24 protein-coding genes are annotated in these 19,553 nt (G+C 70.8%); 16 read left to right on the forward strand and 8 right to left on the reverse strand.

What is annotated here, in order from left to right:
* The first annotated feature begins 164 nt into the window (after nt 1-164).
* The 3 genes from D7D94_RS11585 to D7D94_RS11595 all read left to right on the forward strand — a co-directional run bounded on the left by D7D94_RS11585 (nt 165) and on the right by D7D94_RS11595 (nt 3,448).
* Nucleotides 165-1,178 carry a TerC family protein gene (locus tag D7D94_RS11585; protein ID WP_156242750.1) on the forward strand — a complete coding sequence of 338 codons (1,014 nt, stop codon included), beginning with the start codon at nt 165-167 and terminating at the stop codon, nt 1,176-1,178.
* Nucleotides 1,179-1,275: 97 nt separating this feature from the next.
* Entirely contained in the window at nt 1,276-2,571 is a 1,296-nt protein-coding gene (locus D7D94_RS11590; protein ID WP_156242751.1) for a hemolysin family protein, read from the forward strand.
* A gap of 37 nt (nt 2,572-2,608) precedes the next feature.
* Entirely contained in the window at nt 2,609-3,448 is an 840-nt protein-coding gene (locus D7D94_RS11595) for a hypothetical protein (RefSeq protein ID WP_156242752.1), read from the forward strand.
* Nucleotides 3,449-3,468: 20 nt separating this feature from the next.
* Here the strand turns inward: D7D94_RS11595 and D7D94_RS11600 are convergent, their stop codons facing one another.
* Together D7D94_RS11600 and D7D94_RS11605 are read right to left on the reverse strand one after the other, a co-directional pair.
* Nucleotides 3,469-3,993, reverse strand: coding sequence for a hypothetical protein (locus D7D94_RS11600; protein WP_156242753.1), 525 nt, complete (start codon nt 3,991-3,993; stop codon nt 3,469-3,471).
* Nucleotides 3,994-4,082: 89 nt separating this feature from the next.
* Nucleotides 4,083-4,781 (reverse strand): fasciclin domain-containing protein, encoded by a 699-nt coding sequence (locus tag D7D94_RS11605; RefSeq protein WP_156242754.1) that lies wholly within the window; start codon nt 4,779-4,781, stop codon nt 4,083-4,085.
* Between the two features lie 162 nt (nt 4,782-4,943).
* Here D7D94_RS11605 and sigK point away from each other — a divergent pair, with 162 nt between their 5' ends.
* Nucleotides 4,944-5,546 carry an ECF RNA polymerase sigma factor SigK gene (gene sigK / locus D7D94_RS11610; protein WP_173024316.1) on the forward strand — a complete coding sequence of 201 codons (603 nt, stop codon included), beginning with the start codon at nt 4,944-4,946 and terminating at the stop codon, nt 5,544-5,546.
* Nucleotides 5,543-6,331: an anti-sigma factor gene (locus tag D7D94_RS11615; RefSeq protein WP_156242755.1), complete on the forward strand. Its 789-nt coding sequence runs from the start codon at nt 5,543-5,545 to the stop codon at nt 6,329-6,331. Before sigK ends, D7D94_RS11615 begins: the two co-directional genes overlap by 4 nt.
* Nucleotides 6,332-6,401: 70 nt before the next feature.
* Here the strand turns inward: D7D94_RS11615 and D7D94_RS11620 are convergent, their stop codons facing one another.
* The gene (locus D7D94_RS11620; RefSeq protein ID WP_156242756.1) at nt 6,402-8,117 is read right to left on the reverse strand and encodes a cytochrome c biogenesis protein DipZ; all 1,716 of its coding nucleotides are present in this window, start codon (nt 8,115-8,117) and stop codon (nt 6,402-6,404) included.
* A gap of 125 nt (nt 8,118-8,242) precedes the next feature.
* Between D7D94_RS11620 and D7D94_RS11625 the strand changes: the two genes are divergently transcribed.
* Nucleotides 8,243-9,259, forward strand: coding sequence for a class I mannose-6-phosphate isomerase (locus tag D7D94_RS11625; protein WP_156242757.1), 1,017 nt, complete (start codon nt 8,243-8,245; stop codon nt 9,257-9,259).
* Nucleotides 9,260-9,277: 18 nt separating this feature from the next.
* On the opposite strand, the gene D7D94_RS11630 is transcribed toward D7D94_RS11625, so the two are convergent.
* Complete coding sequence (locus tag D7D94_RS11630; RefSeq protein ID WP_173024317.1) at nt 9,278-9,895, reverse strand: TetR/AcrR family transcriptional regulator; 618 nt, start codon at nt 9,893-9,895, stop codon at nt 9,278-9,280.
* Nucleotides 9,896-9,952: 57 nt separating this feature from the next.
* On the opposite strand from D7D94_RS11630, the gene D7D94_RS11635 reads away from it, so the two are divergent.
* The gene (locus D7D94_RS11635; RefSeq protein WP_156242759.1) at nt 9,953-10,273 is read left to right on the forward strand and encodes a DUF952 domain-containing protein; all 321 of its coding nucleotides are present in this window, start codon (nt 9,953-9,955) and stop codon (nt 10,271-10,273) included.
* 65 nt (nt 10,274-10,338) lie between these two features.
* Here D7D94_RS11635 and D7D94_RS11640 read toward each other — a convergent pair whose 3' ends face one another.
* The gene (locus tag D7D94_RS11640) at nt 10,339-11,967 is read right to left on the reverse strand and encodes an HNH endonuclease signature motif containing protein (protein WP_173024318.1); all 1,629 of its coding nucleotides are present in this window, start codon (nt 11,965-11,967) and stop codon (nt 10,339-10,341) included.
* 284 nt (nt 11,968-12,251) lie between these two features.
* On the opposite strand from D7D94_RS11640, the gene D7D94_RS14300 reads away from it, so the two are divergent.
* Nucleotides 12,252-12,455: a hypothetical protein gene (locus tag D7D94_RS14300; protein ID WP_173024319.1), complete on the forward strand. Its 204-nt coding sequence runs from the start codon at nt 12,252-12,254 to the stop codon at nt 12,453-12,455.
* A gap of 97 nt (nt 12,456-12,552) precedes the next feature.
* Nucleotides 12,553-12,891 carry a DUF952 domain-containing protein gene (locus D7D94_RS14305; protein ID WP_173024320.1) on the forward strand — a complete coding sequence of 113 codons (339 nt, stop codon included), beginning with the start codon at nt 12,553-12,555 and terminating at the stop codon, nt 12,889-12,891.
* Here D7D94_RS14305 and D7D94_RS11650 read toward each other — a convergent pair.
* Nucleotides 12,882-13,103, reverse strand: coding sequence for a hypothetical protein (locus tag D7D94_RS11650; RefSeq protein ID WP_156242761.1), 222 nt, complete (start codon nt 13,101-13,103; stop codon nt 12,882-12,884). The genes D7D94_RS14305 and D7D94_RS11650 overlap by 10 nt on opposite strands.
* Nucleotides 13,104-13,318: 215 nt before the next feature.
* Here D7D94_RS11650 and D7D94_RS11655 point away from each other — a divergent pair, with 215 nt between their 5' ends.
* Both D7D94_RS11655 and D7D94_RS11660 read left to right on the forward strand, forming a co-directional pair.
* Nucleotides 13,319-13,528 (forward strand): multidrug transporter, encoded by a 210-nt coding sequence (locus D7D94_RS11655; RefSeq protein WP_246171786.1) that lies wholly within the window; start codon nt 13,319-13,321, stop codon nt 13,526-13,528.
* Nucleotides 13,528-14,022 (forward strand): SixA phosphatase family protein, encoded by a 495-nt coding sequence (locus D7D94_RS11660; protein ID WP_156242762.1) that lies wholly within the window; start codon nt 13,528-13,530, stop codon nt 14,020-14,022. The genes D7D94_RS11655 and D7D94_RS11660 overlap by 1 nt, the downstream gene beginning before the upstream one ends.
* Nucleotide 14,023: 1 nt before the next feature.
* Here D7D94_RS11660 and D7D94_RS11665 read toward each other — a convergent pair whose 3' ends face one another.
* Nucleotides 14,024-14,605, reverse strand: a complete 582-nt coding sequence (locus tag D7D94_RS11665) for a Dps family protein (RefSeq protein ID WP_156242763.1) — start codon at nt 14,603-14,605, stop codon at nt 14,024-14,026.
* A 179-nt stretch (nt 14,606-14,784) separates the two neighbouring features.
* On the opposite strand from D7D94_RS11665, the gene D7D94_RS11670 reads away from it, so the two are divergent.
* The 3 genes from D7D94_RS11670 to D7D94_RS11680 all read left to right on the forward strand — a co-directional run bounded on the left by D7D94_RS11670 (nt 14,785) and on the right by D7D94_RS11680 (nt 16,789).
* Entirely contained in the window at nt 14,785-15,720 is a 936-nt protein-coding gene (locus D7D94_RS11670) for an aldo/keto reductase (protein WP_156242764.1), read from the forward strand.
* 61 nt (nt 15,721-15,781) lie between these two features.
* The gene (locus D7D94_RS11675) at nt 15,782-16,156 is read left to right on the forward strand and encodes a hypothetical protein (RefSeq protein WP_156242765.1); all 375 of its coding nucleotides are present in this window, start codon (nt 15,782-15,784) and stop codon (nt 16,154-16,156) included.
* Between the two features lie 72 nt (nt 16,157-16,228).
* Complete coding sequence (locus D7D94_RS11680) at nt 16,229-16,789, forward strand: NYN domain-containing protein (protein ID WP_156242766.1); 561 nt, start codon at nt 16,229-16,231, stop codon at nt 16,787-16,789.
* A 33-nt stretch (nt 16,790-16,822) separates the two neighbouring features.
* Here D7D94_RS11680 and D7D94_RS11685 read toward each other — a convergent pair whose 3' ends face one another.
* Nucleotides 16,823-17,701 (reverse strand): EamA family transporter, encoded by an 879-nt coding sequence (locus tag D7D94_RS11685; RefSeq protein ID WP_156242767.1) that lies wholly within the window; start codon nt 17,699-17,701, stop codon nt 16,823-16,825.
* Between the two features lie 108 nt (nt 17,702-17,809).
* On the opposite strand from D7D94_RS11685, the gene D7D94_RS11690 reads away from it, so the two are divergent.
* Nucleotides 17,810-18,820: a DNA topoisomerase IB gene (locus tag D7D94_RS11690; RefSeq protein ID WP_156242768.1), complete on the forward strand. Its 1,011-nt coding sequence runs from the start codon at nt 17,810-17,812 to the stop codon at nt 18,818-18,820.
* A 32-nt stretch (nt 18,821-18,852) separates the two neighbouring features.
* Complete coding sequence (locus tag D7D94_RS11695) at nt 18,853-19,371, forward strand: DUF1697 domain-containing protein (RefSeq protein ID WP_156242769.1); 519 nt, start codon at nt 18,853-18,855, stop codon at nt 19,369-19,371.
* Nucleotides 19,372-19,553 lie beyond the last annotated feature (182 nt).

Here is a 19,553-nt window from a genome sequence, read left to right on the forward strand (position 1 = left end):
TCACAGCCCACGCATAACCGGCGGCCCTAATCTCGCAACCACAAGGGGAGTACTCCGACACGGTCGGCTCGTCATTACGGATGCATCGCATCCCGGGCCACCGGTCCTTCGGGATGGAGAAGACCTTGACGCAGAATCCGTTCGCGCCAGGTCTGGAGCCGCTCATGAACATCACCCCCCTCGTCTGGATCATCACGATCGCGGTCACCATCGCGTTCTTCGTCTACGAGTTCTTCGCGCACGTGCGGAAGCCGCACGAGCCGTCGATCGGCGAGTCCGCTCGCTGGTCGGCCTTCTACATCGGACTCGCGCTGCTGTTCGGCGTCGGCATCGGCGTCGTCTCGGGATGGACCTATGGCGGCGAGTACTTCGCCGGGTACCTCACGGAGAAGGCGCTGTCGATCGACAACCTCTTCGTCTTCCTCATCGTGATGACCGGCTTCGCGGTGCCGAAGAAGTACCAGCAGAAGGTGCTGATGATCGGCATCGTCATCGCGCTCATCCTGCGCGGCGCGTTCATCGCGGTGGGGGCTGCGCTCATCGAGAACTTCTCGTGGGTGTTCTACATCTTCGGCGCGCTGCTGCTGGTCCTCGCCTGGAAGCAGGCGTTCGGAGACCACGAGTCGGACCCCGCGAACGGGCGGTTCATGCGGTTCGTGCGCCGGGTCCTCCCCGTCGTGAACGAGTACCACGGCGACCGCCTCACCGTGAAGCAGGATGGCCGTCGCTACTTCACGCCGATGTTCCTGACGATCGTGGCGATCGGCTTCATCGACCTGATCTTCGCGGTCGACTCGATCCCGGCGATCTACGGCCTGACGAACGAGGCGTACATCGTCTTCACCGCGAACGCCTTCGCGCTCATGGGCCTGCGTCAGCTGTTCTTCCTCATCGGCGGACTGCTCGAGCGCCTCGTGTACCTCGCGCAGGGGCTCGCCGTCATCCTCGCCTTCATCGGCGTGAAGCTCGTGTTCCACGCGCTGCACGTGAACGAGCTGCCGTTCATCAACGGCGGCCAGCACATCGACTGGGCGCCCGAGATCCCGATCTGGTTCTCGCTGCTCTTCATCGGCGCGACGATCGCGGTGGCCACCGTCGCCAGCCTCGCGAAGACCCGGGCCGACCGCCGCACCCCCGACACCCACCCCGCCGACCACACCGAGAAGGAACTCTCTTGAGACGCGCGCACTGTCCTGAACCGTCCTCCGACTCCGACAGTCCCCGCGCCCGGGTGACCCCGGGCGCACCCCGCACGCGAGGGGAGGGACGGACGCGATGAACGACCTCCTCGTGAACATCGGCCTCGTCATCGCCTTCGTCCTCATCGGCGGCGTCTTCGCCGCCACCGAGATGGCGCTCGTCACCCTGCGCGAGAGCCAGCTCAACGGCCTCGCCGCTCGTGGCCGACGCGGCGCCAAGGTCGCCGCGCTCGCACGCAATCCCAACACGTTCCTCTCGGCGGTGCAGATCGGCGTGACCGTCGCCGGATTCGCCTCGGCGGCCTACGGCGCCACCTCGATCGCCCCGTCTGTCGCACCGCTGCTGGGCTTCCTCGGCGTCTCCGAGCAGGTGGCGCTCACCATCGCCACGGTGCTGCTGACCCTCGTCATCGCGTACCTGTCGCTCGTGCTGGGCGAGCTCGCGCCCAAGCGGCTGGCCATCCAGCGCAACGCGCAGTTCGCCTATGCGGTGGCGCCGGTGCTCGACGGCTTCGCGAAGGTCATGCGCCCGGTGATCTGGCTGCTGTCGGTCTCGACGAACGCGCTGGTCCGGCTGCTGGGTGGCGATCCGCACAAGACCGCCGACGAGATCAGCGACGAGGAGATCCGCGACATCGTCGCCACGCACCAGGGCCTGCCCGAGGACGAGCGCCGCATCCTCGACGACGTGCTCTCCCTGCGCGGACGCCAGATCAGCGAGGTGATGCGGCCGCGCCCCGAGGTCGTCGCCCTCGACGACACCGCGACGATCGGGGCGGCGGCCGCGCAGGTGCGCGACTTGCCGTTCTCGCGCTACCCGGTCGCCGACACCTCGATCGACGACATCACCGGCTTCGTGCACGTCCGCGACGTGTTCGAGGCGGCGGCGGAGGACCCCGAGCGGCCGCTGCGCCTCCTCGTCCGGCCGATTCCGTACATCCCGTCGACGGCCCGCCTGCTGCCGACCCTCACCCGCCTGCGGGCGGAGAGCCACCACATCGCGGTCGTGGTGGACGAGTACGGCGGCACCGACGGAATCGTCACGCTGGAGGACCTGGTGGAGGAGGTCGTCGGCGAGATCTTCGACGAGTACGACACCGCGACGGACCCGACGACCGCGGGCGGCGTGCTCGACGGCCGGCTCAACCTCCAGGAGTTCGAGGAGGCCACAGGTCTGGAGCTGCCGCGCGGGTCGTCCGACACGATCGCGGGCTTCGTAATGGAGCAGCTCGGCCGCCTGGCCGAGGTCGGCGACGCGGTGGACGTGCCCGGCGCGACCCTGCAGGTCGCGGGCGTCGACCGTCGGCGCATCTCCGCCATCCGAGTCGTGCCGCGGATGGCCGAGGAGGGCGAGCCGGTCATGTCCGGCTGACATGTCCGGCTGAGCGGCCGCTGCGTAGGCTGAACCCGTGGCCTGGCGAACGATCGAACTCCGCCTCGATCGCGACAGCGTGGCGATGGGCGACGACATGTCGTCGCACGCCCGGGTGACGACCGTCGCGCGCGGCACGCGGCTGAGCACGGCGATCGAGCAGAACACGCCCGAGATCAGATCGCGCGGATGGTCGTGGGTCGTCGTCGTGGACGGCCAGGTCTCGGCGGTGTGGTCGGTCGACGAGGGGGTCCGGCTGCTGGTCCCCGACCGGGCCCTGAGACGCGGCCCGGTCGAGATCCACTTCCGCTACTTCCTCCAGATGGATCCGGCCTGGCTCTTCGATCGCCTCGCGGGCGGAGCTCGGGCGGATCGGGAGCAGCTCCACCGCGAGTACGCGCCGATCGCCCGCGAGAGGTACGTCGCGGAGCTCCGACGCCGCGAGCGCGAGATCGATGCACGCCTGCTCAGCGCGGAGTGCGTCGAGGCCCTCCGACAGCTCGGGGCCGACATCACACTGCATGCGGACATCGCGTGCGACTTCACTCACCGGGGCGAGGCGTGGGCGGTCCGGCGCGCCGACACCATGTTCCAGGTGTTCGTCGGGGGAGGGGCGCCGACCGCCTCCATCCGGCCGCATGCCCTCGGGGAGGCGTGGCTCGTCGGGATGCTCGGTGCTTCTCAGCGTGCCGCGGCGGGGCTCCCCGATCTGCCCGCGTTCGACCCTCAGCCCGGGCTGGAGCTCACCCGACGCGGAGGACGGTGGATGTCGCAGGGAGCGACCGTCGTGCAGGTGTCGTCCGAGACCGCGGCCCTTGTCGCGACCCTCGCCTTCGGGCGCTCGATCGCCCAGGTGCGGGCGCTGCTCGAGGTCTGACCGCTGTCGGCGCGCCCGGTTCAGCGGCGCAGTGCGGCCGGGCGCGGCAGGCCCAGGTCCTCGAGGAGGTCACCGAGCGCGCGATCGAGCTCGGCGCCGGCCTGGGTGACCTTGTTGATGCCGAAGCCCGCGAGCTGGGTGCTCGGCACCTCGAAGCTCAGCGTCGTGCCGGGCTCGCGCGAGGTGTGCGCCTCGACGCGCAGCGGCGAGTAGAGCATGGTGCCGGGGTCGTGGCGGAACAGGCGCGCGGCGATCCCGTGATGCGCGATGAGCCACACGACGCTTAGCGCGGTGCTCCCCGCCTGCTGCAGGAGGTCGCTCGGCCGGGCGGTCGCGACGCGGACGAAGCCGCTGGGCGACTCCCACTGCAGGCCGCGGATGAAGCCCGCCCAGTCGCCCGACACCTGCGCGAGCGCCTCGGCGTCGGACAGGGTGGGAACGGCTTCCTCGAACGCCGACACGAGCGCCGCGAAGTGCGCGTTCGTGTGCAGCCGCACCCGTCGTGCCGGGTGCTCGGACGTCGTCTCCTCCACCTGGTAGCTCACCCCACCATCCTGCCCCGGCCGAGCGGACCCGGACATGAGGGAGGGGCGGCCGGGCTCATGCCCGACCGCCCCTCATCCATCCGCGCGGGTCACTCCGCGGGCATGAGCACCGTGTCGACGAGGTACACGGTGGCGTTGGCGGTCTGGACGCCGCCGCAAATCACGTTGGCGCCGTTGACCATGAGCTCATCGCCGGAGCCGGTGACCTCGAGGTCGGTGCCCTGCACGGTGGTGTGCATGCCGTCGATGTCATCCGGCGCGATCTGGCCGGGCACGACGTGGTACGTGAGGATCGACGTGAGCATGTCGGCGTCGGTGCTGAGCGTGTCGATCGTGGCCTGGTCGATCTTCGCGAACGCGTCGTCGACGGGCGCGAAGACCGTGAACTCGTCGCCGTTGAGCGTGTCGACGAGGTTCACGTCGGGGTTCAACTCGCCCGAGACAGCCGAGACGAGCGTGGTGAGCAGCGGGTTGTTCGAGGCGGCGACCGCGACGGGGTCGGCGGACATCCCCTCGACCGAGCCCGGGCCATCCGGAACCATCTCGGCGTAGTCGGCGCAGCCGGGGCCGACGAGGTTCGCGGCGGGGTCGGCCATCATGCCGTCCTCGGTCTCCGCGGGCGTCTCCTCGGGAGCGGTCGACTCCTCGGTCATGGTGCTGGAGTCGCTGGACGAGCTCGAGGGCTCCTCCTCCGACATGGTCGAGCCGCCGCTGCAGGCGGTGAGGCCGAAGACGGCGACGAGCGACAGGACAGCGGCGCCGGTGAACGTGGACTTCTTCGTGGACATTGCCTTCTCCTCTTGAACGGTGATCGCCCCGGTGACGGGACGTTGCCTCTCGGCTTTCAGGACGTATTCGGGCTCCTCCGCGAACCGGATTGGAAGATTCTCGAAATCCATCCGGAAGCCGCCGCACACCGAAGAGGAGACAGAGGAGGAGGTGCGTGCGGCATGCTTGAGGACATGGTGATCGACGGCGTCGAGGTGGATGAGTTCGCCGACGACCCCGCCGACCATGTCGGCGACCTCCTCGAGCGCATCGCCGCGGGCGACCAGGGCGCCTTCGCGCAGCTCTACGACATGATCTCCGGCCGCGTGTTCGGCCTCATCCTGCGGGTGCTCGTCGACCGCGCGCAGAGCGAGGAGGTGCTGCAGGAGGTGTTCCTCGAGATCTGGCAATCCGCCGCGCGGTTCGCTCCGAAGAGAGGGCAGGGGAGGACATGGGTCCTCACCATCGCGCACCGGCGGGCCGTCGACCGGGTGCGATCCGCGCAGGCGAGCACCGACCGGGATGTCCGGGTGGGCTTCCGCGATCTGGGTGTGCCCTTCGACGGGGTCGCCGAGGACGTGGAGCTGCGGTGGGAGGGGAGGCGCGTCGTGGAGGCGCTCCGCACCCTTCCCGAGAACCAGCGGGAAGCCCTGACCCTCGCGTACTACGGGGGATACTCGCAGAGCGAGATCGCGGCGCTCACGGCCACGCCGCTGGGCACGGTGAAGACGAGGATGCGCGACGGACTGTCGCGCCTGAGGACGCAGATGGGGGTGCCGGCATGACCGAGAAGGACATGGACGAGCTGCTCGCCGGCCGCGCCCTCCACGCGCTGAGCCCGGAGGACGCCGCCCGGCTCGCGGCCGCGCTCGCCGCGGATCCCGCACTTCGCGACCGCGCGGATCGCGACGAGGAGACCGCCGCGCTGCTGGCCGACGCGACGCCCGAGGTGGTCCCGCCCGCGCATCTGCGCGCCGCGCTCCTCGCGCGCATCGCCGAGCAGCCGCAGGCGGCGGATGGCCGGGCCCCAGCGGGCGCGGATCCTTCTGCTTCCGACGTGGTCGCCGAAGCGCCGGCGGATGGCCGTCCTGCTGTCGCGCCCGCGCCATCCGCTCGCCTCGGCCGACGCCGCTGGTTCACGCTGGCCGCCTCGATCGCGGGTCTCGCGGTCGTCGGCGTCGGAGCGGTGACCATCGCGCAGCTGCGGAGCGAGTCGGATGCCGTCGTCGCACTCGAGCAGATCGCCGAGGCCGACGACGCGCAGGTGCTCGCGGGCGAGCTGCCCGGCGGCGGCACGCTGGAGATGCACTGGTCGCACTCGGTGGGCGAGGTCGTCGTGCTCGCGGACGAGGCGCCCGAGCTCGACGACGGCCGCCAGTACGAGCTGTGGCTGGTCCGTGGCGACCAGCCGATTCCCGCGGGCGTCTTCGACGGCGGCGAGGACGAGCCGACCCTCCTCGAGGGCGAGCTCGCCCCGGGCGACGTCGTCGCGGTGACGATCGAGCAGGAGGGCGGCTCTCCCACCGGCCTCCCCACCGGCGACCCGATCGCCGCGATGCCGACCGACTGACCCACACGACCGACACACGAGAGCGGCGGATGGCCCAGGCCATCCGCCGCTCTCGTCTGCGCAGGGGGCGTCACCCGAAGGTGAAGGAGTACACCTCCACCCCCGGGTCGACCTCGACCTCGATGGTTCCGGAGCCGGGGTCGCCATCGCGGAGCTGGTAGGAGCGCGGGGTGCCGCCGACCTCGATGACCTCCGGGTCGCCGCCGTCCACGGTGGCGGTGATGGCGCCCTCGCCGGCCAGGACGATGCGCACCTCGCTCGCGGAGTAGTTCAGCCGGATCGTCGCGGGCTCGTCGGCCGGCGTCGCGTACTGCGTGTCGATCGTCCATCGTCCGTCGAGCGCGAACGAGTCGGCGGGCTGGTCGTCCGGCACCGTGAATTCCGCGGTGCCGTCGGTGTACGGCGTCGTGCCGGCGTAGTTGACGTCCTTCGTCCAGCCGAGGAACGTCTCCGGCGTCCGGTCGGCGTCGGTCGGCGTCTCGTCGTCCACGTCGGTCGCGTCGGGGAGGTCGGCCTCGGGATCGGCATCGACGAGGAGCTCGCGGATCATCTTCTCGGTGGCGGCGTAGTTGCCCTCGCCGAACGAGATGTGCCGGACCGTGCCCTCGGCGTCGATGAGGTAGTGGGCGGGCCAGTACCGGTTCCGGTAGTTCGTCCAGGTGGCGAGGTCGTTGTCGAGGGCGACGGGGTACTCGATGCCGAAGTCGGCCGCACCCGCTCGCACGTTACCGGCGTCCTTCTCGAACGCGTACTCGGGGGAGTGCACGCCGATCACCTGCAGGCCCGCGTTGCGGTAGGCCTCGTCCCACGCGACCACCTGGGGGATGCTCCGCTGGCAGTTGATGCAGGAGTAGGCCCAGAAGTCGATGAGGACCACCTGGCCGCGGAGATCCTCGAGATCGAGGCCCTGGCCATCCGGCGTGTTCAGCCACTGCTCGATGCCGCGGATGGCGGGGGCGGTGCCGCACGACTCCAGCTCGTCGGCGCCGTTCGTGCACTGATCGAGCTCGCGGTTCTCGTCGGTGACGATGCCGCCGAGGTCGAGGGCCTCCTGCACGTCCTCGTCCTCCGCGAGCTGCTGCTGCAGGTTCGCGGTGTAATCGGGGACGAGGCGCTGCAGCGCCGCCGGCACGTTGAAGACGAGGCCGACGGCGAGGGCGAGCATGGCGATGCCCGCCGCGATGCGCAGGCCGCGCTCGCGGCGGCGGAAGGCGCGGATCCGCTCGATGACGCCGCGGCCGGCGAGGGCGAACACGAGCAGCGGGATGGCCACGCCGATCGCGAACGAGATGGTGAGGAGCACGGTCTCGGGTCCGATCCGGCCGGTCGAGCCCGCGACGATGATGGCGGCGAGCACCGGCCCGGCGCAGGGCACGAACACGGTGCCGAGTGCGAGACCCACCGCGAAGCCGTTGCGGCGGTTCGACACCTCGCGCTGCGGCAGCCAGGAGAACGGCTTCTCCAGAAGGCGCTCGACCGCGGGGATGAGGAGGCCGACGCCGATGAGGGCGAGGAGCGCGATGCCGATCCAGCGGATCACGTCCTGCGGCAGGCCCAGTGCGCCGAGCGCGAGCGAGCCGAGGAGCGTCACGAGGGTGAAGCTCGTCATGAGGCCGAGCACCACGAGGTACGGGCGCCAGCGCGACACGCCCTCGGTGGGCTGGTCGCCCTGACTCCGGGCGGACTGCGCGCCGCCGGTGAGGAAGATGACGGGCAGCACGGGGAGGATGCACGGGGAGATCCCCGTGATGAGTCCCCCGAGGAACCCGATGATGGCGAGTGACATGAGTGCGTTTCCCTTCTCCGCTGCCACCTCTTCGAGGCGGGGAGCGCAGCGGATTGGGGCGCGCGGGGTGGGGGCGCGATGTCAAGGGCGTTCAGTCGATCTGGTGCGAACGCAAGACTGGCGGCATGACGACGGCCCGGAGCACGATCGCACCCCTTCTGCTCGGTCCGAACCAGCCGGAGGCGCGTCCGTACCGCGGCGGCGCCGGCATCCGGGCTCTCCGGGGCGAGGGCTCCACCAGCGGGTGGACGCCGGAGGACTTCGTCGGGTCGACCACCTGCATCCACGGCAGCGACTCGATCGGTCTGAGCACGCTGCCGGATGGCCGGCTCCTGCGGGATGCCGTCGCCGGCGACCCGACCGGATGGCTGGGGCCCGGCCATCCGCCGCGGCTCGGCACCGATACGGGTCTTCTCGTCAAGCTGCTGAGCACGGGGGAGCGGCTCTTCACGCACGTGCATCCCGACGCGGAGTTCGCCGCCGCGCACTTCGGCACCCACTACGGCAAGACCGAGGCGTGGCTGATCGTGGACACCGGCGACGCCCCGACGGGCGACGTCTGGCTCGGCTTCGCGCGGGACGTCGCGCGCGACCAGCTCGAGGACTGGTTCGAGCGTCAGGACATCGATGCGCTGCGCGAGGCGCTGAACCACGTCGAGGTGCGCGCGGGCGACTGGGTGTACGTGCCGGCGGGGACGGTCCACGCCATCGGGCCCGACATCACGCTGGTCGAGCTGCAGGAGCCGGTCGATCTGTCGATCGTGCTCGAGTATGCGCCGTTCCCCGCGCTCGATCGCGCGTCTGCGCTGCTCGGGCTGCCGCTCGCCAGCGCCCTCGACGCCGTGCCGCTCACGCGCCTGGATGCAGCCCGGCTCGACGCGCTGCACGGACGCGCGTCCGCGGGCCCGCTGCTGCCGACCGAGGCCGACGAGGCCTTTCGCGCGGAACTCGTCGAAGGGCGTGCCACCCTCGATGCCGCGTTCGCGGTGCTCGTCGTGCTCGAGGGCGAGGGCACCCTGCGCTGGGACGACGGCGAGCTCCCGCTCACGCGGGGCGCCACGGTGCTCGTGCCGCATGGCGCGGGGCAGGTGTCCCTGGAAGGCGAGGTCCGGGCCATCCGCTGCCTGCCGCCGTCTTCCTGAGGTCTTCCTGAGGCGGGGTCAGCCGGCGTCGACGAGCTGCCGTCGGCCGGACGCCACCGGCTGACCGTCGAGGGCGAGGCGGACCGCGCGCTCTGCCCGCATGCGGATCTCCTCGGGCGTCGGCGCCGGCGTGATGCCGATGAGGCGCCGCCGGTAGTACTCGCCGAACATCAGGGACAGCAGGGTCTCGGCCGCGTCCTCGCGCTCGCCCGCGGTCTCGTGCGGCATCCGCTCCGCGAGGAACAGCTGCGCCGCGCGCGGACCGGACGCGTAGAACTCCGTCGCCATCTGCGGGTGAAGCGGCGCGGCCGAGATGACCGCCCGCTGGAACGCGACGGCCTCCTCGCGCAGCAGCGACGTCGCCACGGCGATCGCCGCCGCGAGCACGTCTTCCGCGGACCCCGGCGCCGCGTCGAGATAGGCGTGCTGACGGCGGACGGCCGCGCGCAGCATGCCCGCTCGGCACTCGAAGTCGGAGTAGAGCGTGCGCTTCGCCACTCGGGCTTCACCCGCGACTCGGTCGAACGAGAGGGCGCCGTAGCCCTCTTCCACAATCACTCGTGAGATCACGCCGAGCACCCGCTGGTGGCGTTCCTCGCGCTCCTCGGCCGTCGGCCTACCCCGCTTCCCCGTCATGGTGACTATCATAGGGCAAAGCTACGACATCGTTTCATTTACGGGAGGTGCTGAGTAATGGCGGCTGAGATCCACCACGTCGCGATCGAGGACGACTGGGAGATGAGCCGGGTCTTCGGCGAGTACGAGGTCTCCACGCGAGGCGTCCCGTTCGACGATATCGGGTTCGTCCACGCCGTTGTCGCGGAGCGCGTGCCCGACGTGGTGAGCGCCCGGTACGCCGACATCTCGCTGCCCCTTCTCGACATCGCGCTGAGTGTGGCAGGCCTCGAGGCTGCGGGCGCCGCCGTGGAGTGGGTCAACGGCGAGCCGCGCGTCCGGGCGCCCATCCCCATGATTCCCGAGGTCGTCATCTCGGAGACTCCCATCCGTCGCTGACCCCCGCGCGGTGCCGGCGCTGGCACCCCTGCGGCGCTGGCACCCCTGCGGCGCTGGCTGCAGGGTCATATCCGCTGCCGGATCTTCGCGTGGAGTCGGGTGGTGGAGGTCGGCGCGGGCCGGTGGCGGTGGTGTCGGTCGATCCAGTTCGGGGCGGCGACGTAGGGGGTGCCGTTTCGCATCTGGATGTCCCATCCGGAGTGATCGAGGTGGTGGTGGTGCCACCAGCACAGCAGGACCCCGTTGTCGGTGTTGGTCGCGCCGCCGAGGGCGTGGTCCTGGACGTGGTGGATCTCGCACCATGCGGCGGGGATCGTGCATCCGGGGATGATGCAACCGCCGTCTCGGGCGACGATCGCTTTCCGCTGGGTGGCGGTGAAGATGCGCTGCACGCTGGTGAGGGACAGCAGCTTCCCTCTGGGGCTGAAGACTGCTCGGAGAATGTCGCCGCTGCACCCGGTCCGCCGGGCCACGGACACCGGCACCGCCCGGGAGGCCCCGTCGAGATGCGCGATGCCGTGGCCGGAGCGACTCGGCGGCGCCGGCGGCCATGGCTCCTCGTCCCCCACGGGCCCGTCGTCGGATGGGGCGGACGCAAGGTCCTGCTGCGTGACGTGAACCATCACGGTGGGGGCAGCGCCGCCGAGCGTGGGAGTCTCGGCTGCGCGAGAGGCCGCCTGCAGCATCGCCATGAGCGCGTCATGGCGTTTCTGAGTCGCGGTGCGGGGGTCGTGGACGATCTCGTCCGATGCCCAGGGTGCGTCGCCCTGATCCTCGGGGGCAGTTCCCTCGATGAGATCACCGCCGTCGGGTGCTCCTCTCGACTCGCTGGACGGGCCGCTTGCGAAGGCGACATTCCGAGCGGGATTGGTGTGCGCGGCGAGGAGCATCTGCAACAGGGCGCCGGCTTCGGGGACGAGGATCCCGTTCGCCCGGAAGTTGCCATTGGGAAGTTCGGTCACCGTCAGGCCGCGCGCCCGGAAGGACTGATCATGATCGTGGTCCGGGTCGAACCCATCGGCGGTGAGGACATCGACCCACGCGTCAGCGTGCGCTTTCACCACGCTCCAGGGCGGCACCGCCAGCACCCCTTCCGCGGTTGCGGCAGCGGCGCCTGCGAGTGCCGGCGGCAGCACCGCATCCTCGAGGTCGGAGGCGATGGCGCCGGTGGCGATCCCGATGAGGTGGCGTTCCATCGTGTCGACCCTGTTCCGCTCGTTCGCCGGCAGGGCGCGTGCGGCGGTGTCCATCGCCTTCAGCAGCAGTGCCGCCGGCTCCGCCCCGAGGAGTCCCGCTTCCAGCGCCGCGGCCAGCAGCGGCCGTTCAGCGGGCAACGGCAACCCGGTCGCGGACTCCCGGTCGCGCGTGCGCTCATCGGTCCGAGTTCGGACGCCGAGCGACGCGCTGGGCGCTCCGGTCAGGCGTTCGAGGAGCTCTCGCCCGGTGCGGCACCCGAACGCCTCCGACAGTGGATGCTCCAACCCGCGCCGCGAACGCCGGGTGACCTCTCCCGCGGTTCGAATCCGCACGGCGTCGACCAGCCGGCCGAGCTGCTCGACGCGCCCCGTCAGCGCCACCAACTCCGCGTCGGGGACCTGTTCGACCAGCCCGAAGACCCCGTCCAGCAGCTTCGCGGCCCCTCCCACCAAAGCGGTGGGAGCGGATCGCGTGACCGGGCTGGCGTCTTCGACCATGCCCTCACGATAGGAGCGACCACGGACATTCCCGGCCCTGAGAATCGAAAATCGAGCGGCGGGGGAGAACTCGAAGAAGACACGCCGCGTGAGGGAATCTGTGCACGAGACGTGCTTCCCCAACCGAACACGAAAGACATCGACATGAAGCGCATTGCTTACCGCACCACGCGCGTGACGCACCCGATCCTCCTCGCCGGGCCCAGACCATCCGCTCAGAGAACCCAGCGAGCGCATCTGTCAATCCCCTCGTCGCTCGCGGCGTCGAGGAGAAGGCTCGCCCCATGCAGAACGAACCCGACAACGACAAGCTGGCACAGGAGAACGCGCAGGGATCCCCGGAGCGTCTGCCCGACGGTCCCGCAGGCCTCGGCTCGAGCGATGGCGAGGTGCCGCCGGATGCCGTTCGGGGCCCCCTCAGCGGACCGGACGAAGGCGACGGCCAGACCCAGGACGCGGACTCCGTCGACGTGGAAGACCTGCCCTGACCCGAGCATCCGCGACGGGCGCCGCGGGGACCAGCGGGGGCGATCCTTCGGGATCGTCCCCGCTTCGTGCCGAAGCCACACGATCCGAGGAGCGAGCATGACCGACAGCGACGAGCGCTACGACGTCGTCTTCCACATCGCCGTCGAGGACGACTGGGAGCTGAGCCGGGCACCCGGCATGTACCGCGTGTCGACGCGGGGGATCCCGTTGGAGGAGGCCGGCTTCATCCACGCGACGACCGAGGACCGTGTCGACGACGTCGTGGCGAGCGAATTCGCCGACAGCTCGCTGCCGCTGGTGGCCGTCGAGCTCGACGTCGCCGCCCTCGAGGCTGCGGGAAGTCCCGTGCTCATCGAGGACGGGAGCCCATCGATCATGGGCCCCATCCCGATGACGGATGACGTGATCGTCTCCGAACGTCCTCTCTACGACTGATCGGACGCCCGTCGGCCGGATTCGACAGCGGCGCGCGCTTCGGCCAGCTCGGCGAAGTCCGCGATGCGCTCGGAGTGCGCGTCGAAGGCGGCGAACCCGCCTCCCGGCAGCTTCTCGATGAAACCCATGAACGCTCCGCCCCGGTTCGCCACCTGAAGGCCGCCCGCAACCGGGCACCAGGTCGTGCGCGTGCCGTGATCCGCGATGGTCATGACTGCATCTCCTCTACTCGGCCGACGGTGCTTCTCGCAACGCGGCGCAGCGGTCCACCTCGACCGCTCTTCCACCATAGGCACGGCGTCGTGCCATTCGCATCCGCCTTGTGGCGGAGCACGACCGGTGCTACCCGAGCGCCCCCGCGCAAGGGGCAGATCGGGATGCGGTGGATGGAATATGGTCGCCGGAGGAAGAGCGCCGAGGAGGACCCATGGGACTGCACGACATGAGCGACGAGGAGAAGCGCCGCGATCAGCTGACGTCCGCCCCCGAGGCGACGGAGGAGGACGCGAAGCCGCGCATCGACGTCACCCATCGCGACGGCGTCACCCGCATCGACGTCCGTGACGATGCGGCGGTGCGACCCGGGTTCGGGCAGCCGGGTGAAGACCAGTCACGCGAAGACGAGCCGCGGGACTGATGGTCCGCCTGCTGCTCGTCCGCCACGCGACAGCGGACTGGCCGGATGGCGTCGACGACCTCGAGCGGCCGGTGACGGCGCAGGGCGCCGCGGCCGCTCGAGAACTGGGCGCCTACATCGCCGCCCACGACCTGACGCCGGATGTCGCGCTCGTCTCCGTGGCGCGCCGCACGAGGCAGACGTGGGAGCAGCTCGCATCGGAGCTGCCGACCGCTCTGGACGCGCAGTTCGAGGAGGACGCCTATGCGGCGTCCGCGCGGCGGCTCCTGCAGGTGGTGCGCGAGCGCGGTGGCGACGCGGAGACGGTGCTGGTCGTCGGCCACAATCCGGGCATCCACGATCTGGTGGCGGTGCTGTCGGCGGACCGCGAGCGCGTGCCGCTCAGCTACCCCACGACGACGCTCGCCGTGCTCGACCTGCCCGCAGACGGATGGTCCGGGGTCGAGGTCGGCACGGCGAGCGTCGAGCGCGTAGTGGTGAAGCGCTCTCGCTGAATCAGCGCGAGCGGGGCGTGCGGTTCTCGGCGCTGACCATCCAGGACAGCTGCTCGAGGCGCTCGAGGACGGCGTGGAGGATGTCCGCGGTGGTCGGGTCCTCCTCGTCCACGTCGTCGTGCACGTCGCGGCACGTCTGGCAGACGGCGTCGATGCGCTCGGTGATGAGGTCGATGACCTCGCTCGTGGCGATCTCGCCCTGCGGGAACTCCGGCAGCGTCGTGCCCTCGGCGACGGTGTCACTGCGCCCGTCGGGCAGCGCGTGCAGCGCGCGCATCCGCTCGGCCACGGTGTCGGAGAACTCGCGAGCGGACTCGATGACCTCGTCGAGCTGGAGGTGCGTGTCGCGGAAGTTCGTCCCGACGACGTTCCAGTGCGCCTGCTTGCCCTGCAGCGAGAGCTCGATGAGGTCGACGAGCACGGCCTGGAGGCGCTCGCTCAGCTCCTTCGAGGCGGTGAAGCCGTGCTCCGCGTTCTGCTCCTTGGTGACGTCGGCGCCGCTGCCGCCGCGCGCGGGGCGCCGGCGGTTCTTCTGCGTCGTGCTCTTCGATGCGTTCGCGGTGTCGTTCTTGGTCTCAGCCATCGTGTTCCTTCCGGTCGCGTGGATGGCCAGCCTACGAAGGAGCGGCGGCGGCTGTCGCGGCCTTGTCGAGCGCGCTCGGTCGTGTTAGCCGCGCATGTCGGGCCGCCCGCGATGTCGGCGGCCGGCCCTATCGTGGGAAGCGCCGATGACGCTGTCGGCATCGATCGAAAGGACACTCGATGAGGACCGTCCCTCTCGGACCCACCGGCCAGCAGGTTCCCAACGTCGTCGCGGGCCTCATGCGCATCTCGGACAAGACCGACGAGCAGATCCGCGAGCTCGTCGACACCGCTCGCGGCGCCGGGATCGACTTCTTCGACCACGCTGACATCTACGGCACCGAGCCGCACCAGTGCGAGCGGCGGTTCGCCGAGGCGATGCGGCTCTCCTCGTCGGAGCGCGCGGAGCTCACCATCCAGACGAAGTGCGGGATCGTGCGCGAGGGCCCGTACTTCGACTTCTCCTACGAGCACATCATCGAGTCGGTCGAGGGCTCCCTGCGCGCCCTCGAGACGGACTACATCGACGTCCTCCTCCTGCACCGCCCCGACGCGCTGGTCGAGCCCGACGAGGTGGCCCGCGCGTTCGACGAGCTGGAGTCTGCCGGCAAGGTGCGCGCGTTCGGCGTCTCCAACCACACCCCGCGCCAGATCGACCTGCTGCGCACGTCGGTACGACAGCCGATCGTCGCGAACCAGGTGCAGCTGTCCATCACGCACGCGCCGATCATCGCGCAGGGGATCGCGGCCAACATGGCCGGCGTGGAGCAGTCGCAGGTGCTCGACGGCGGCGGTCTCGTGGAGTACAGCCGGATCAACGACATCACCCTCCAGGCGTGGTCGCCGTTCCAGTCCGGCTTCTTCACGGGCGTCTTCCTCGGCTCGTCGGACTATCCGGAGCTCAACGCGGTCATCGACCGACTCGCGGCGCAGTACGAGGTGGAGGCGATGGCCATCGCCACGGCGTGGATCACGCGTCACCCGGCCGGCATGCAGGTCGTGCTGGGGACGACGACGCCCGAGCGGGTGGTCGCCGCCGCGGCAGGCAGCGACATCCCGCTCACCCGCGCCGAGTGGTACGAGCTGACGAGGGCGGCCGGGCACCGGGTGCCCTGACGGGCAGGGGTCGGCGGATGGCCGGGGCCGGTCTCCCAGGACCGGCCGGTACCGTCGTGGCATGCGTCGACCCGTCCTCGTGCCGCTGCTCGCCGTCGGTCTGCTGTCGGCCCTGGCGGGCTGCGCCCAGGCGTCGCACGTCGCGGCGGACGCGCTCGGCGTCCCGGTCGAGGAGATCTGCGCGACGGCGGATGACGCGTACGGGCAGTACCGGCAGACGGTCGACCAGGTCGGCGTGACGCAGGAGCAGCTCGGCGTCGCACGCGACTCGCTCGTGCAGACGCTCGACGACCTGGCCGACGACGTCGGGGGACAGGTCGGCGAGCTCATCCGCACGCAGTCCGCCGGGCTGGCCGGCATCTCGGATCTGTCCGCGCCCGAGAGCATCGCCGCCATCGAGCAGGCGAAGGCCGCGCTCTCCGCCGTGTGCGAGTAGTCGCCCGCGGCGCCTCGTAGGATCGAGGAAGGCCCGGCCATCGCAGGACGGCGCCGGACGGGGAGGCGCGAGATGCGCGGAAGCGGTACGACCTGGGTGCTCGTCGACGGCGAGAACATCGACGCGACGCTCGGGACGTCGATCATCGGCCGCCGCCCGCAGCCCGAGGAGCGCCCCCGGTGGGACCGGCTGATGTCGTTCGCCGCCCGGCAGTGGAACCAGTCCTCCCGCGGCGTCTTCTTCATCAACGCATCCCAGACCATCCCGCAGAGCTTCGTGCAGGCGCTGAAGGCGATGGACTACGAGGTGGTCCTCCTCTCCGGCGCGCCGGACGAGAAGGTCGTCGACATCGCCATCCAGCGCACGCTGCAGGCGCTCGTCGGGCGCGACGACGACGTGATGCTCGTCAGCCACGACGGCGACTTCCTCGACGACGTCGCGGCGCTGATCGGCGGCGACCGGCGGGTGGGCGTCGTCGCGTTCAACGAGTTCCGCAACGCCGGCTACGCCGCGCTCCCGGGCCTGCACCGCTTCGACCTCGAGTACGACGCGGCCGTCTTCGACGCGCAGCTGCCGCGTCTGCGGGTCATCCCGATCGACGAGTTCGACCCGACCACCTTCCTCGGCGCGTAGCCCCCGCCGGCATCCGAGTCAGCGCGGTCGGAATCAGTCGCGGATCACCGGGATCTCGCCGGTGAGGGCGGCTCCCGGCGCGTCCTCGCTCGCCTTGCGCGCGGCGAGGGCGGTGCCGATGCTCGCGGCGACCACGAGCGCGACCGCCGCGATGCGCAGTGCGCTCATCTCCTGACTCAGCAGCAGCCATCCGGCCGCGGCCGCGACGACCGGCTCGAGGCTGAGCAGCACCCCGAACACTCGCTGCGGCAGGCGCCGGAGGGCCAGGAGCTCGAGCGTGTAGGGCACGACCGAGGCCAGCAGCGCCGTCCCCGCGGCCAGTGCGAGGAGGTGGGGCTCGGCGAACGCGGCCGCGGCAGCCGGCACGCCGAAGGGCAGCAGCGCGACCGACGCGACGACGAGCGCGACGGCGAGTCCGCCCATCCCCGGAACGAGCTGACCGACGCGGGCGCTCGCGCGGATGTACAGCGCCCAGAACGCCGCGGCGATGAGCGTCAAGACGACGCCGACCCCGTCCAGCGCGACGCCGAGGGCGCTGTCCACGCCCAGCAGCGCCATGCCGACCAGCGCGAGCGCCACCCACGCGAAGTCCAGAAGGCGACGGGTGAGGACGGCGGCGAGCACGAGCGGTCCGAGGAATTCGATCGCGACGGCCGTGCCGAGCGGGATCCGCTCGAGCGCGGCGTAGAAGAAGCCGTTCATCCCGGTGAGCGACAGGCCGAACGCGATCACCGCGAGCCACTGGCCGCGGTTCCATCCGCGCACGCGCGGCCGGACCGCGACGAGCAGCACGAGGGCGGCAATCGTCAGCCGCAGGGCGCTCACGCCCCACGAACCCAGCGCGGGGAACAGCTGCACGGCGAGCGTGGCCCCGAACTGCAGCGAGACGCAGGACCCGAGGACCAGTGCCATCGAGCTGCTCAGGGAGGAACGGGGCGTCACTCCTCCAGTCTCTCTCCGTCCTGCTCCACCTCGTGTCAAGGCCTGCCGTGCGCGAGCCTCGGCAGGCAGACTCGCCGCATGCCCCGCCTCCGCCGCACCTCTCCTCAGGACCGCGGCTGGACACGCCGACGCTCAGGCAGCGGCTTCACCTACCTCGACGAGAACGGCGAGCGGCTGCCGGATGAGGCGATCGAGCGGATCAAGGCCCTGGTCATCCCGCCCGCCTGGAAGGACGTGTGGATCACGCCCTATCCGAACGGGCACCTGCAGGCGGTGGGAACGGACGACGCCGGACGTCGGCAGTACCTGTACCACCCGCAGTGGCGCGCGCGTCGGGATGCGCTCAAGTTCGACCGGGTGCTCGACTTCGGCGCCGCCCTCGGGCTCGCGCGTCCGGCCATCCTCGGCGAGCTCGCGCTGGACGGCATGCCGGTGAACCGCGCCTGCGCGGCCGCGGTGCGAATGCTCGACATCGGCTGCTTCCGCATCGGCGACGACGTCTACGCCGACAAGAACGGGAGCTTCGGGCTCACCACGCTCGAGCGTGCGCACGTGCGGCGAACGGGCGATGCGCTGGTGTTCCGCTTCCGCGGCAAGTCGGGTGTGAACCACCGCATCGAGATCGCCGACCCCGGCGTGGTCGCCGCCATCGAGACCATGCGCCGGCGCCGCGACGGGGAGCCGGCGCTGCTCGCCTATCGGGATGCGACGGGGTGGCGACGCCTCACGGCGACCCTCGTCAACGACTACGTGCGCGCGTCGACCGGAGCGAACGCCACCGCGAAGGACTTCCGCACCTGGCACGCGACGGTGCTGGCCGCGACCAAGCTGGCCGAGCGCTCGCTCGAGCTGGATGAGCGCGCGAGCGCCACGAAGAAGCGGAAGGCCGTCACCGCCACCATGCGCGACGTGGCGACCTTCCTCGGGAACACCCCGACCATGGCGCGCACGTCGTATGTCGACCCGCGGGTGGTCTCGGCCTTCGACGAGGGGCGCACGATCGCCGAGACGGTGCGCGTCGAGCACGCGGACGAGATCGCGCGGCAGACCGCGCTCGAGGCGGCCACGCTCTCGCTCATCCGCGACTGACGGATGTCGGCGCTCGGCCGTAGGGTCGGGGCATGACGGAGTACGTCGCGCTGCTGCGCGGAGTGAACGTCGGCGGCGTCACCGTCCGCTCGGCGGACCTGAAGGCGCTGTTCGCCGAGAGCGGCTTCGCCGACGCGCGCACCTACCTCGCCAGCGGCAACGTGCGGTTCTCCGCGGATGGCGAGGGCCGGGCTCTCAAGACCGACCTCGAGCGGGCGCTGGCCGAGCGCTTCGGCTACGACGCATGGATCGTCCTGGTGACGCTCGCGGAGATGCGCGCGGCGCTCGACGCCTTCCCGTTCGACGCGTCGGATGAGGCGCGCCAGCCGTACGTCGTGTTCTGCGCCGACCCCGCGGTGCGGGAGGAGCTCCTCGCGAGCGCGGAGCCGTCCGATGAGGACCCGATCGCACCCGGTCCCGGCGTCGTCTACTGGACGCCGCCGAAGGGCTCGAGCGTCGACACCGCGTTCGCGAAGCAGCTCGCGAAGCCGCGGTGGAAGGCCGTCACCACGACGAGGAATCTCCGCACGGTGGCGAAGATCTGCGCCTGAGGCGGGCCGGAAACAGCCGAACGGGCCCACTGTGCGTCAGGCCCGTTCGAAAGGTATGGCAGACGAGGTGGCGGTGCGAGCGTCAATCCCGTCGATACCCCTCCAGCGTCCCCCGGGTCATCCGATCGCGACAGCGGCGAGAAGGACAGGGTGCGAAAGGATTCCGCCAGCGCCGCCGCACG

Source organism: Microbacterium oryzae (assembly GCF_009735645.1).
GTDB lineage: Bacteria > Actinomycetota > Actinomycetes > Actinomycetales > Microbacteriaceae > Microbacterium > Microbacterium oryzae.